Raw genomic sequence first — 13,722 nt, 5'->3', positions numbered from 1 at the left:
TTATGGGCAATCATCTGTTCGACGCCATCAGGGCGTCCGCAACGTCTGACGATGCCATTTTCATCGAAACCGTCAGCGGCGAGCGTTGGACCTATGGGGATGCGCTGCGCATTTCGGGGCAGCTTGCCAGCGCCATTGACGCACTCGGCGTCCGGCCCGGTGACCGTGTCGCGGTGCAGGTGGAAAAGAGCCCGACAGCTTTGATGCTTTATCTCGCCTGCGTGCGCTGCGGGGCAGTGTATCTGCCGCTAAACACGGCCTATACGCTTGCCGAACTCGACTATTTCATCGGCGATGCAGAGCCAAGGCTCGTCGTCGTCTCCCCGAAGGCTCGGGCCGAGGTCCAGAAGCTGGCGCAGCGTTATGGCGCGATCGTCGAGACGCTGGATGCGGATGGCGTGGGATCGCTGACGGATCTCGCTCGGGAGGAGCCTGCCGACTTCATCGATGCCGCCCGTGCTCCCGATGATCTCGCCGCGATCCTCTACACATCCGGCACCACCGGCCGCTCCAAGGGCGCCATGCTCACGCATGACAATCTGCTCTCCAATGCACTTGCTTTGCGGGAATACTGGCGCGTCACCGCAGCCGACCGGCTGATCCACGCACTGCCGATCTTTCACACGCACGGCCTCTTCGTCGCCACCAATGTGACGCTGGTTGCCGGCGCATCGATGTTTCTGCTGCCGAAGTTTGAGCCGAGTGAAATCCTGTCGCTGATGCCGAAGGCTACGCTGATGATGGGCGTGCCGACATTCTATGTGAGATTGCTTCAGCATGAAGGATTGAACCGGGACACTGTCGCCAACATGCGGCTGTTTATCTCCGGCTCGGCGCCGCTTTTGACGGAAACGCATATCTCATTCCAGCAGCGCACCGGTCACGCCATTCTCGAACGCTACGGCATGACCGAGACCAATATGAACACCTCCAATCCCTATGATGGCGAGCGTAGGGCCGGGACGGTTGGCTTTCCGCTGCCGGGTGTCACCGTGCGGATCACTGATCCGGCCACAGGCGCGACGCTGTCGCCTAGCAAGACCGGCATGATCGAGATCAAGGGTCCGAATGTTTTCAAGGGCTATTGGCGCATGCCGGAAAAGACGGCGGCTGAATTCACAGAGGACGGCTATTTCATCAGCGGCGACCTCGGCAAGATCGACGAGGACGGCTATGTCCATATCGTCGGTCGTGGCAAGGATCTGGTGATTTCCGGCGGCTATAACATCTATCCGAAAGAGGTCGAGAACGAGATCGACCAGCTCGACGGCGTCGTCGAAAGCGCGGTGATCGGTGTCGCCCATCCGGATTTCGGCGAGGGTGTGACGGCGGTCGTGGTGCTTCAGCGCGGCGTGATACTGGACGAAAAGGCGGTGCTTGCGGCGCTACAGGATCGCCTTGCGCGCTACAAGCAGCCGAAGCGGGTCATCTTTACCGAGGAATTGCCGCGCAACACCATGGGCAAGGTCCAGAAGAACCTGCTGCGCGACCAATTCAAGGATCTTTACGAGAAGGCCTCCTGAGAGGCGCTTGCGCCTGCCTTGGTGCTTGGGAGTAGCACCGGCGCGGAGTTGATCATGCATTCATCAAAATGGGGACCGGCACCTGAGGAGGTTGCCGGAGGGAGGAAGTTATGAATATCCAGATCCTGTCGATCGTGCTGCTAGCCGGCATGTTCGTCATTGCCACGATCCAGCCGATCAATATGGGTGCGCTCGCCTTTGCTTGCGCCTTTCTGATCGGTTCTCTCGTCATGAGCATGAAGGCCGCCGATATCTTCGCGGGCTTTCCGAGCGACTTGTTCCTGACGCTGGTCGGGGTCACCTATCTCTTCGCGATCGCGCAGATCAATGGCACCATCGATTGGCTGATCGAGGGCGCGGTCAAGCTGGTGCGCGGACATGTTGCCTGGATTCCATGGGTCATGTTCCTCGTTGCCGCGATCATCACCGGCTTTGGCGCGCTTGGCCCGGCGGCCGTCGCGATCCTTGCGCCGGTGGCGCTTGGGTTCGCATTCCAATATCGCATCAGTCCTGTGATGATGGGGCTGATGGTGATCCACGGCGCGCAGGCGGGCGGCTTCTCGCCCATCAGCGTCTATGGCGGCATCACCAACCAGATCGTTCAGAAGGCGGGGCTGCCTTTCGCGCCGACATCGCTGTTCCTGTCGAGCTTCTTCTTCAACCTCGCGATTGCGGTTCTGGTCTTCTTTATCTTCGGTGGCCCGAAGATTTTGCGCAAGCAGCCGGCGGCGTCCGGTCCGCTGCCGGACCTCCACCCTCAAGGCGTCACGCGAGCCATTGTCGGCCATGGCGGCACGCGCGCAGCACCCATCAGTCATCATGTCTTTGAGGTGGAAACGAAAGAAGAGGCGGCGCTTGCCGGTCTGACGGCGGAGCGGCTGACGACGCTGGTCGGCCTGACGGCACTGGCGCTCGGTGCGCTGGTCTTCAAATTCAATGTCGGTCTGGTGGCGATCACCGTCGCCGTTGTGCTCGCTCTCTTGTCGCCGAAGACCCAGAAGGCGGCAATCGACAAGGTCAGCTGGTCGACTGTGCTCCTCATCGCCGGCATCATCACCTATGTCGGCGTCATGGAGAAGATCGGTACGATCGACTATGTGGCGCATGGCATTTCCAGCCTGGGGATGCCGTTGCTGGTGGCGTTGCTTCTGTGCTTCACGGGAGCCATCGTCTCCGCTTTCGCCTCCTCGACCGCTCTCCTTGGCGCGATCATCCCGCTTGCCGTGCCTTTCCTGCTGCAAGGGCATATCAGCGCCGTGGGTGTGGTTGCGGCCATTGCGATCTCGACCACCATCGTCGATACCAGCCCGTTCTCGACGAATGGCGCACTGGTCGTCGCCAATGCGCAGGAGAGCGAGCGGGAGAGCGTGCTGAAAACCTTGCTGATCTACAGCGCCCTGATCGCCATTATCGGCCCGATCGTCGCCTGGCTTGTCCTGATTGTGCCGGGCCTCGTGTAAGGCGAGGGTCTTTCTGAGGTGTCTGCTGGTCGCGTGCGATGCGCGGCCAGCTAGAATTCCAGCAAAGCATTGTCGACGACTTCCTTCATGACGAAGAAGGTGCGGGTCTGGCGCACGCCGGGCAGGGCGATCAACTGCGTGCCGTGAATGCGGTTGAAATCCGCCATGTCGCCGACGCGGATCTTCAGGAAATAATCGAAATCGCCGGCGACGAGATTGCAGTCGAGAACGAAGCTCAGCTTGGCGACGGCCTTTTCGAATGCGCCGAAGCTCTCGGGCGTCGACCGGTCAAGAACGACGCCGACCATCACCAGGGCGCCGCGGCCGACCTTCTGCGGTTCGATCATCGCCCGCACGGTCTTGATGTAGCCTTCTTCGAACAGACGCTGGGTGCGGCGATGGCAGGTCGCCGGACTGACATCGACCAATTGCGCCAGTTCGGCATTGCTGAGCCGCCCGTTCTTCTGCAGCAGACGGAGTATCTTCAGGTCGATGCGGTCCAGTTCAGAGGTCATGAAAGAATCTTCCGAAAACTATGGATATTTTGGATGATTTAAGATCACCTAGAAAGCTCTGCATCTCATAGAAGAAATATTAAGCCTATCTTCGAGAGCACCTTTCATTGAAGTGATGCTAGCGTCTTCCCCGTATCACGACAAGCTGAAGGGGAATTCATGCTGGAGAAATTCGAGCGCTATCCGCTCACATTCGGTCCGACCCATATCGAGAAGCTGGAACGGCTCTCTGAACATCTCGGCGGCAAGGTGCAGCTCTACGCCAAGCGGGAAGACTGCAATTCCGGGCTGGCATTCGGGGGCAACAAGCTGCGCAAGCTGGAATATATCATTCCCGATGCGATTGCCTCGAACGCGGATACGCTGGTGTCGATCGGCGGGGTTCAGTCCAACCACACGCGCATGATCGCCGCCGTCGCCGCCAAGATCGGCTTCAAGTGCCGGCTCGTGCAGGAAAGCTGGGTCCCGCATGAAGATGCCGTCTATGACCGCGTCGGCAATATTCTCTTGAGCCGCATCATGGGCGCAGATGTGCAGATGGTCGATGAAGGCTTCGATATCGGCATTCGGCAGAGCTGGGAAGAGGCGATCGAGGACGTCAAGGCCAAGGGCGGCAAGCCCTATCCGATCCCGGCCGGTGCCTCCGTGCACAAATATGGTGGGCTTGGCTATGTCGGCTTTGCCGAGGAGGTTCGAGTCCAGGAAGAGGAACTCGGCTTCAAGTTCGACTACATCGTCGTCTGCACGGTGACGGGCTCCACCCATGCCGGCATGACCGTCGGCTTTGCCAAGGATGGTCGCGAGCGCCAGGTCATCGGCATCGACGCCTCCTTCACGCCTGCGCAGACCAAGACACAGGTGCTGGAAATTGCACGGCGCACCGCCGAACTCGTTGAGCTCGGCCGCGAACTCTCGTCGGACGATATCGTTTTGATCGAGGACTATGCCTATCCGGTCTACGGCGTGCCGTCGGACGAGACCAAGGAGGCCATTCGGCTCTGCGCGCGGCTGGAGGGCATGATCACCGACCCGGTCTACGAAGGCAAATCCATGCAGGGCATGATCGACCTCGTGAAGAAGGGTTATTTCCCGGAGGGCTCGAAGGTTCTCTACGCCCATCTCGGTGGAGCCCCGGCGATCAACGGCTACGCCTATACGTTCCGTAACGGCTGATTGTTGAGACAGGCGATCTGGCCGGGAAGATACCGGCCGGATCACGCAACCGGGCAAGGATGGTTCAGGACCCGTATGGGCATCATGGGATCAACAGAACGAGCATCGTCAGAACGGCTCTTGGCCTCGCGAGAGGGCGGTGATGTCCGAGCTACTGCTTTCTTCGCGTTGGTTCTCGTTTATCTAGGAGGCGGAACGCTCGGTCATCGACAGGCGGTATTCCTCGTAGGTGCTGCTTTGCACCCGAATATGCTCGCGCATCACTGTTTCGGCGCGCGCGACATCACCGGCCTCGAGGGCGATCAGGATCTCACGGTGTTCGCTCATCGATTGAGAAAGCCGATCGCCAAAAGAAAGCTGGGCTCTGCGAAATGGCTTCAGACGCCTTTGCAGATTGCGCGCCTCCTCGGCGAGAAAGCCGTTGCCGGAGGCCTCGTAGATCATGTTGTGAAACGCGGCATTTTCGGCGTAGTAGCGATGATAGTCCTGTACCTGCAAGGCTGCTTCGCAGGCGGATGCCGTCTGGCGCAGCAGCAGCACCTGCGCCTTGGTGATGCGGCCGGCCGCAAGCCGCGCGCACCAGGCCTCGACTTCCGCCATCACCTCGAACATCTCCACGAGACGCGTGAAGCTCGGCTGCCGCACGAAGGCGCCGCGGTTGGGAATGAGTTCAACCAGTCCGGTCGAGGAGAGCAGACGCAAGGCCTCGCGAAGCGGCGTGCGCGACACGCCGAAATCGCCGGCGAGGCGCACCTCGTCCAGGCGTTCTCCATCCTTGAAAACCCCTTCGGCAATCAGGGTCTCGATGCGCTCGTAGAGCGCGTCCGACGCTGGCGGTCTGTTTTGAGCCACGATGATCTCTCCTGCCGAAGTTGTGCTGCCTAAAGCCTACGATAACAAGACGTTGTACGCAAAATAGAAATTATGCGTTCAATCTTTAATTTTTGTATACAGAAAATGGGAATTGGGTATAGTATAGGCATCAAATAAAAATGCTCATATAATGGGCATTAAAGGGGACTTCAATGAGACTAGCTGTTATTGCCGCCGCCCTGCTTTTGCCGCTCCTGCTGGCGCCGGTTGCCAATGCAGGGAAAGCGAACGACACCATTTCGATCGCCTTTGCGAAGGAACTCGAGCATATCGATCCCTATTTCAATACGGCGCGCGAGGGCGTTCTGCTCGGAAATGCGGTCTGGGACGGCCTTCTCTATCGCGATCCGAAGTCGGGCCAGTATGTCGGCAATCTTGCCACCAGCTGGTCGTGGGTGGATCCGACAACGCTGGAACTGACGCTGCGCCAAGGGGTCAAGTTTCACAATGGCGCGTCCTTCGATGCGGATGATGTCGTTTTTACGCTAAACTATATGGTCGATCCCAAGAATGGCGCCAAGAACACAGTGGCGACCAGCTGGATCAAGCGGGCCGAGAAGATCGATCAGTTCAAGGTCCGCATCATCACCAACGGGCCTTTTCCGGCGGCGCTCGAATATCTCGCCGGGCCGGTGATCATCCATCCGCATGAATATTACGCCGCCGTCGGGCCGGCCGGGGTGGCAACCAAGCCGATCGGAACCGGCCCGTACAAGGTCGTGAGCGTCGAGCCCGGCAAGCATTATGTGCTGAAGCGCAATGATGTTTATTTCGCTGCCGCCAAGCCGAAGGCCAAGGTCGAAACGATCGATATCCGCACCATCCCCGACATCAACACGCAGATGGCGGAGCTTTTCAACGGGACGATCGATCTCGTCTGGCAGGTGCCTTCCGACCAGGCCGACAAGATGGCCGGTCGCGGCAATTTCCAAGTCCTCAACGCGCCGACGATGCGAGTCGGTTATCTCTCCCTCGATGCGGCCGGCCGAAGCGGCGCGAAGAATCCGATGACGGACGTGCGGGTCCGCGAGGCGGTCTACCACGCGATCAACCGCGACGGCATCGTCAAGGCGCTGATGAAGGGCACGACGGAGGTGATCAACAGTGCTTGCTCGCCCAGCCAGTTCGGTTGCGCCACCGATGTCGCGTCCTATTCCTACGATCCGGACAAGGCCAAGGCGCTGCTGGCGGAGGCCGGCTATCCCAATGGCTTCGAGATCGATTTCTACGCCTATCGCGACCGTCCGCTGGCGGAAGCCATGATCGGCATGCTGGCCGAAGTCGGGATCAAGGCAAATCTGAAATATCTGCAATATGCGGCGCTACGCGAAAAGCGGATCAAGGAAGGCGTACCCATGTCCTTTCTGACATGGGGCTCCAACTCGATCGCCGATGCCTCGGCCATCACCAGCGAGTTCTTCACCATGGGCGGCGAAGACGATGCGCGCGACAAGAGCCTGTCGGATCTTCTGGAAAAAGCCGATTCCTCCGTCGATCCGGCCGAGCGCAAGACACTCTACAAACAGGCGCTCTCGACGATTGCCGACAAGGCCTATTGGGTGCCGCTGTGGAACTATTCGACCAACTACATCATGAGCAAGGACGTCTCTTTCACGCCGACGCCCGATGAACTGGTCCGTTTCAATGAGATCGGCTGGAAATGACATTTGCATCCGTCGTTCGGCGCGTCCATGGGGGCGCCGAACGACGTGTTTCAGAGTGACAGGAGCGACGAGCCCAGTCGCGCCTCCCGTTTAAGGGTACACGATGCTGAAATTTGTCCTGACCAAACTCGGTATGGCGGCGCTGGTGGCGCTGACTGTGTCCTTCATCAGCTTTATTCTTCTGTTTATGGCGGGCGATCCGGCCATCGCCATTGCCGGCGAGGGTGCTCCAGCGGAGGTGATCACCGCAATCCGCAGCCAGTACGGCTTCGATCAGCCTTTGATGCTCCAATATGTCGAGTGGCTGATGCGGGCGCTCTCCGGCGATTTCGGCATGAGCTACTATTTCAAGCAGCCGGTTTCCGGAATGATTGCCGATCGGCTGCCGGTGACCATGATGATCGGTTTTCTCGGCATGAGTTTCGCGCTGCTCTTGGCGATCCCGATGGGTGTTCTCGCGGCCGCCTTTCCGAACACCATCATAGACCGGTTGGCACTTGGCATCGCCGTCGTTGGACAGGCAATCCCGAGCTTCTGGTTCGGCCTGATCCTGATCGTGATCTTCTCGGTCAATCTCGGTCTGGTGCCGGCGTCCGGAACCGGGAGCTGGACGGGCTATATTCTGCCCACGATCGTTCTTGGCTATTACGCGACGCCAGCCATCATGCGGCTCACTCGCGCCGGCATGCTGGAAGTCCTGTCGTCCGATTATATTCGTACCGCCCGAGCCAAGGGCCTGAAGCCACGCCAGGTGCTGTTCAAGCACGCTTTGCGCAACGCGATTATCCCGGTCGTCAGCCTGAGCGCCGTGCAGCTGGGTTTCATGTTCAGCGGCTCGGTCGTGGTGGAAACGATTTTCGCGCTACACGGCGCCGGCTTCCTCGCCTGGGAATCGATCTCGCGCAACGACCTGCCGACCATGCAGGCGCTGATTCTCATCTTTGCGATGTTCTACATCGTCTTCACCTTTCTGGCCGACGTCTTGAACGCCTGGCTCGATCCCCGTTTGAGGGCCGCATGAGATGAACGACATGTCCCAAACCGCAACCGTGATCCAGACCACAACCATGCGGGCACCGTCTCGGCCGCTGACGCGCAGGGCGCTGAAGCATCGCGGTTTCATGGCGGGATTTGTCATCCTGCTGGTGATCGCTCTGATCGCGCTTTTCGCACCGCTGATCGCGCCGCATAATCCATACAAGCAGGATCTGCTGGCACGGCTCGCCCCACCTGTCTTCCTCGGCGGCGACTGGAAACATGTGCTCGGAACGGATGCGCTTGGTCGAGATTACCTCTCGCGACTGATCTACGGCGCCCGCGTCTCCCTGATGATCGGTTTTACCGCGGCGATGATCTCCGCCGTGATCGGCACCACGCTCGGTATTCTCGGCGGCTATTTCGGCGGCAAGGTGGATGCGGTCGTGATGTTCATCGTTTCGGTGCGGCTTGCCTTGCCAGCGACGCTGGTCTCGCTCGCCGTCGTTGCGCTTTTCGGCGGCTCGCTGACGGTTGTGGTGTCGATATTGGGCCTGCTGCTCTGGGATCGGTTCGCGGTGGTGCTGCGAAGCGCCACCATGCAGGTGCGCCAGACGGATTATATCGCGGCTGCGGAAGTGCTCGGGGCAAGCCTGCCGCGCATCCTCTTCAAGGATGTGTTGCCAAACGTCATGAACGCGCTGATCGTTATCGTCACGCTGGAAATGGCGCATGCGATCATTCTGGAGGCCGCACTCTCCTTCCTCGGCCTTGGCGTGCAGCCGCCGACCCCGTCCTGGGGCCTGATGATTTCCGAGGGCAAGGAAATGCTGCTGTTCGAGAGCTGGCTGATCACCATTCCAGGCATCGCGCTGTTCGTACTGGTCTTTGCGATCAACATGCTGGGCGACGGCATTCGCGACATCACCGCGCCGGAGGGCAGAAACTGATGACGAACGTTGCCGAACCCGTCCTTTCGATCCGCAACCTTACCATCGATCTCCCACGCGGCGGCGATCGTCCGCACGCCGTCAGCAATCTGTCGCTCGAGATCCGCGAGAAGGAAATCCTTTGCATCGTAGGGGAGTCCGGCTCCGGCAAGTCGATCACCTCCTTTGCCGCGATGGGTCTCCTGCCGAAAGTGCTGAAGCCTTCCGCCGGCGAGATCCTGTTCGAGGGGCGTGATGTGCTCAAGCTCTCCGAGGCCGAACATTCAGGCCTGCGCGGCAACCGCATGGGCATGATCTTCCAGGAGCCGATGAGCGCGCTCAACCCGTGCTACACGGTCGGCGATCAGATCGAAGAGGTTTTCAAGGCTCACACTACGCTCTCGAAGACCGAGCGGCGCGAGCGGACGATGGCGCTCCTCAAGGAGGTGCGGCTTCCGGAACCGGAGCGGCTCTACCACGCCTATCCGCACCAACTGTCCGGCGGCCAGCGCCAGCGGATCGTCATCGCCATCGCGCTTGCCATGGAGCCACGTCTGCTGATCGCCGATGAACCGACCACGGCGCTCGACGTGACGACACAGGCGCAGATCCTCGACATGTTCAAGGCGCTGAAGGAAAGCCGCAAGGCCGGCATCCTGTTCGTCACCCACGACTTCGACGTGGTGGCGGAGATCGCCGACCGCGTCGTGGTCATGCAGAAGGGCGTGGTGGTCGAGCAGGGATCTGTGGAACAGGTGCTCAACAATCCCCGCCATCCCTATACGCGCATGCTGATCGATGCTGTCCCCAAGCGGCATGCCGGCAAGGGGGATCCGAAGATGTCCGCGCCGATCGCGCTGCGTGTCGCCGGCATCGAGAAGACCTTCTCGACCGCCCGCACCTTCTTCAAGCCGGCCCGCAAGGTTCAAGCCGTCAAGCCGACGGATTTCACCGTACTTGAAGGTCAGACGCTCGGCATCGTCGGGGAATCGGGGTCCGGCAAGACGACGCTCGTGCGCTGTCTCATGGGTCTGGTCGAGCCGGATGAGGGCTCCATCTGGATCGGCAATGACCGGCTGGACACGAGAACGGCGGCCGGACGGCGCAATTTCCGCAAGCATATCCAGATCGTCTTCCAGGACCCCTACGGCTCGCTCAATCCGCGCCGGACCATCGGCGATCTTCTTGTCGAGGGGCCTGTCAATTTCGGCGTGCCGCGCAAGCAGGCTATGGAAAAGGCACGCGAACTGATGCGGATCGTCCGCCTTGAGGAGGATGTGCTTGATCGTTATCCGGTGCAGTTTTCCGGAGGGCAGCGCCAGCGCATCTCGATTGCCCGTGCGCTCATGGTCGAGCCGAAGATCCTGATCGCCGACGAGGCGGTCTCGGCCCTCGATGTTTCAGTGCAGAAAGATGTGTTGAAACTCCTCGACGACATAAGGAAGAGTGTCGGCCTGACGGTGATTTTCATCACCCATGATCTTAGGGTTGCCGCCGAGATTTCGGACCATATTCTTGTCATGTCGAAAGGGGAGGTGGTCGAGTACGGCGCCGTTGACGACATCTTCGGTAATCCCCAACATTCCTATACGCGCCAACTGCTTGCCGCCATGCCCGGCCGCGGCTGGGAAGCGCCCAATATGGCAGCGTTGTCGGCTGCCGACGCAACGAGGTAGGCAGTTCCATGGACAGAGTGCAAGTGATCGAGGCCGCCCGCGATTATGTCGACAGCGGCGGGCTCGAAGTGGACCTCGCAAGGCTTGTGGCGCGACGCTCCGTCAGCCAGTCCGAGGGCCGGTGGGAGGAGCTTCAGGCCTATCTGGAGAAGGAGATGCAGCCGCTTCTGCTCTCCATGGGTTTTTCCGTCGAGATCTTCGATAATCCACGAGAGGGAGGAGCGCCGCTCCTGATTGCTGACCGCATCGAAGGGGATGAGTTGCCGACCGTGCTGGTCTATGGCCATGGCGATGTCTGCAACGGCGAAGCGCATCGCTGGCGCGAGGGTCTTGAGCCCTTCAGGCTCATTCGCGAGGATGACAGGCTGTACGGCCGCGGCACGGCCGACAACAAGATTCAGCACCTCATCAACATCAAGGCGCTCGAACTGCTGATCCGCAAGAACGGTCGCCTCGGCTTCAATGCGAAGATCATTCTGGAGATGGCCGAGGAAACCGGCTCCTTCGGCCTGCGGGAATTCTTCACCGCCAACCGCGACCGGCTTTCGGCGGATGTGCTGATCGCCTCTGACGGCCCACGTCTGGCCATCGATACGCCGACCATGTTCATGGGGTCGCGTGGCGGCATGTCCTTCAATCTCATCGTCAACCTGCGCGACGGGGATCATCATTCCGGCAATTTCGGCGGCCTGCTTGCCGATCCGGCCATTATTCTCGCCCAAGCAATCGCCACGATCACCGATGCGCGCGGCCAGATCAAGATCGCCGAATGGCGCCCGACGAGCCTCACGCCCGATATCCGCGCCGTTCTGCGTGACCTGCCGCCACGACAGCATGATGCCGATTGGGGCGAGAGTGATCTGACGCCGAGCGAACGGGTCTTCGGCTGGAATTCCTTCGCCGTTCTCGCCCTGTCCTCCGGCAATATCGATGCGCCGCAGAACGCCATATCGGGTTCGGCCCGGGCCGCCTGTCAGCTGCGCTTCGTGGTCGGCACGGACATCGACAATATCATCCCGGCCCTGCGCCGCCATCTCGACGCCAATGGTTTTCCAATGGTCGACGTCCGCGCCTCGCGCGGCGAAGCCTTTCAGGCGACGCGCTTTTCATCGGACCACCCATGGGTGCGGTTCGTTGAGCAGTCGCTGACGCGCAGCGCCGGTCGCCGTCCGCATGTCCTGCCCAATCTCGCTGGGTCGCTGCCGAACGATGCCTTCACCGAGATTCTCGGGCTGCCGACGATCTGGATTCCGCATTCCTATGCCGAATGTGGCCAGCACGGACCGAATGAGCACGTTCTGATCCCGATCGCGCGCGAAGGCATGCAGGTGATGACGGCTCTGTTCCTCGATATCGCCGAGAACGCAGCCCGCCTGAAGGCAAACGCCTAACGGCTTGCTGACATTCCATCCTATCCTTCAGAAAGGTGTCGCCATGAGCAAATCCAATCCCGCGGATCTCGGTGCGCTGGAGGCGCGCCAGCTGATCGGACGCAAGAGCCTTTCGCCGGTTGAACTGGCAGAGGCTTGTATCAAGCGGGTCGAGATGCTCAACCCGGCGGTGAACGCCCTGGTGGCCTATAATTTCGACAGGGTTCTGGACGAGGCGCGGTTGGCCGAAGAGAAGGTGTCGCGCAACGAAGCGCTCGGTCCGCTGCATGGCCTGCCTTTCGGCGTCAAGGATATGATCGACGTTGCCGGCCTGCCGACCACCTTCGGTTCGGAAATCTATCGCGACAATATCGCCGTCAAGGACGATGCAATCGTTGCTGCCATGCGCGGGGCAGGGGCGATCCCGTTCGGCAAGACCAATAATCCGGAATGGAGCGCCGGCGGCAATACCCGCAATGCCGTCTATGGCGCCACCGCCAATCCGCATGACACGACGAAGAGTGCTGCCGGCTCTTCCGGCGGTTCGGCTGTGCTCCTCGCGTCCCAAATGGCGCCGCTGGCCACGGGGTCGGATACGGGGGGCAGCCTTCGCAATCCGGCCGCTTTTTGTGGCGTTGTCGGCTTTCGCCCCTCGCCGGGCGTCGTGCCCGGCGATACGCGCGCCATGGCGCTGATGCCTCTGCCGACGAGCGGGCCGATGGGCCGCGATGTCGCCGACGTGGCGCTGATGCTGTCCGTGATGGCGCGGCCGGACAGGCTCGATCCCTATACGGTCGTCGTCGAAGGCAAGACCCCTTGGGGGATGGACGGGTTTGGAGCCGGTCGCCGCCCCGCCCTCGCCTCCCTGCGCATTGCCGTTACCGAGGATTTCGGCTTTGCGCCGACTGAACGGGTCATTCGCGATAGTTTCCGACGGGTGACGAAGCGGCTGTCGAGCCATCTTGGCGTGGTCGCGGAAACGCACCCGGATTGCGCCGATGCCGATCGCATCTTTTCGGTCCTGCGCGGCGTGATGTTCTTGGGCACGCATCACAAGCTGATGCTGTCCCATCCGGATAAGGTCGGCGCTCTCGTCCGCGCCAATGTCGAAGAGGGTTTGAGCTATGGTCCGCTCGACATCGCCGATGCGCTCGTCAAGCAGGGTCGCTATTACCGCGACTGGCAGACATTCTTCGAAACGCATGACTACGTGCTTTGCCCAGCGGTAACGATCAGCCCGCGCGACTGGCACGAACTCTATCCGGAAGAGATCGACGGCAAGCCGACCAAAAGCTACTACCACTGGCTGGCCATGGCCTATGCCTCGACCCTTGCCGGCCATCCCTCGATCACCATTCCGGTCGGCCGCGACACGCTCGGCATGCCCTTCGGTCTGCAGATCGTCGGCCGGCGCCATGATGACGCCGGCGTCTTGCAGGTGGCAGCGGAAATCGAGGAAATTCTCGCCGGGGACGCCGAGTTCGGTGTCCCGAAGGTTGATTTGACCGCGTTGGAAAAGGCCCCGGCGCTCGCCAAGCAACCGGGCTTCATGGGCTTCTAGATC

11 protein-coding genes are annotated in these 13,722 nt (G+C 60.6%); 9 read left to right on the top strand and 2 right to left on the bottom strand.

What is annotated here, in order from left to right:
- The first annotated feature begins 2 nt into the window (after positions 1-2).
- Complete coding sequence (locus tag PMI03_RS06940) at positions 3-1,523, top strand: malonyl-CoA synthase (protein ID WP_007691278.1); 1,521 nt, start codon at positions 3-5, stop codon at positions 1,521-1,523.
- 110 nt (positions 1,524-1,633) lie between these two features.
- Positions 1,634-2,983 carry an SLC13 family permease gene (locus PMI03_RS06935; protein WP_007691276.1) on the top strand — a complete coding sequence of 450 codons (1,350 nt, stop codon included), beginning with the start codon at positions 1,634-1,636 and terminating at the stop codon, positions 2,981-2,983.
- A gap of 50 nt (positions 2,984-3,033) precedes the next feature.
- Here PMI03_RS06935 and PMI03_RS06930 read toward each other — a convergent pair whose 3' ends face one another.
- A complete protein-coding gene (locus tag PMI03_RS06930) occupies positions 3,034-3,498 on the bottom strand; it encodes an Lrp/AsnC family transcriptional regulator (protein ID WP_007691274.1) in 465 nt (154 codons plus the stop codon).
- 159 nt (positions 3,499-3,657) lie between these two features.
- On the opposite strand from PMI03_RS06930, the gene PMI03_RS06925 reads away from it, so the two are divergent.
- Positions 3,658-4,671 (top strand): 1-aminocyclopropane-1-carboxylate deaminase, encoded by a 1,014-nt coding sequence (locus PMI03_RS06925; RefSeq protein ID WP_007691272.1) that lies wholly within the window; start codon positions 3,658-3,660, stop codon positions 4,669-4,671.
- A gap of 183 nt (positions 4,672-4,854) precedes the next feature.
- Here the strand turns inward: PMI03_RS06925 and PMI03_RS06920 are convergent, their stop codons facing one another.
- Positions 4,855-5,523: a GntR family transcriptional regulator gene (locus PMI03_RS06920; protein ID WP_007691270.1), complete on the bottom strand. Its 669-nt coding sequence runs from the start codon at positions 5,521-5,523 to the stop codon at positions 4,855-4,857.
- 173 nt (positions 5,524-5,696) lie between these two features.
- Between PMI03_RS06920 and PMI03_RS06915 the strand changes: the two genes are divergently transcribed.
- The 6 genes from PMI03_RS06915 to PMI03_RS06890 all read left to right on the top strand — a co-directional run bounded on the left by PMI03_RS06915 (position 5,697) and on the right by PMI03_RS06890 (position 13,719).
- Positions 5,697-7,208, top strand: coding sequence for an ABC transporter substrate-binding protein (locus tag PMI03_RS06915; protein WP_007691268.1), 1,512 nt, complete (start codon positions 5,697-5,699; stop codon positions 7,206-7,208).
- A 103-nt stretch (positions 7,209-7,311) separates the two neighbouring features.
- Positions 7,312-8,229, top strand: a complete 918-nt coding sequence (locus PMI03_RS06910) for an ABC transporter permease (protein WP_007691260.1) — start codon at positions 7,312-7,314, stop codon at positions 8,227-8,229.
- Position 8,230: 1 nt separating this feature from the next.
- A complete protein-coding gene (locus tag PMI03_RS06905; RefSeq protein WP_007691259.1) occupies positions 8,231-9,133 on the top strand; it encodes an ABC transporter permease in 903 nt (300 codons plus the stop codon).
- On the top strand, positions 9,133-10,788 hold the full coding sequence (locus PMI03_RS06900; RefSeq protein ID WP_007691258.1) for an ABC transporter ATP-binding protein: 1,656 nt from the start codon (positions 9,133-9,135) through the stop codon (positions 10,786-10,788). The genes PMI03_RS06905 and PMI03_RS06900 overlap by 1 nt, the downstream gene beginning before the upstream one ends.
- An 8-nt stretch (positions 10,789-10,796) precedes the next feature.
- A complete protein-coding gene (locus tag PMI03_RS06895; protein ID WP_007691257.1) occupies positions 10,797-12,179 on the top strand; it encodes a M20 family metallopeptidase in 1,383 nt (460 codons plus the stop codon).
- A gap of 43 nt (positions 12,180-12,222) precedes the next feature.
- Positions 12,223-13,719, top strand: coding sequence for an amidase (locus tag PMI03_RS06890; RefSeq protein ID WP_007691256.1), 1,497 nt, complete (start codon positions 12,223-12,225; stop codon positions 13,717-13,719).
- The last annotated feature ends 3 nt before the right edge of the window (positions 13,720-13,722 follow it).

Source organism: Rhizobium sp. AP16 (assembly GCF_000281735.1).
Taxonomy (GTDB): Bacteria; Pseudomonadota; Alphaproteobacteria; order Rhizobiales; family Rhizobiaceae; genus Rhizobium; species Rhizobium rhizogenes.
Note: the sequence above shows the minus strand (reverse complement) of the source record. Positions and strands in the feature narration are given on the sequence as shown.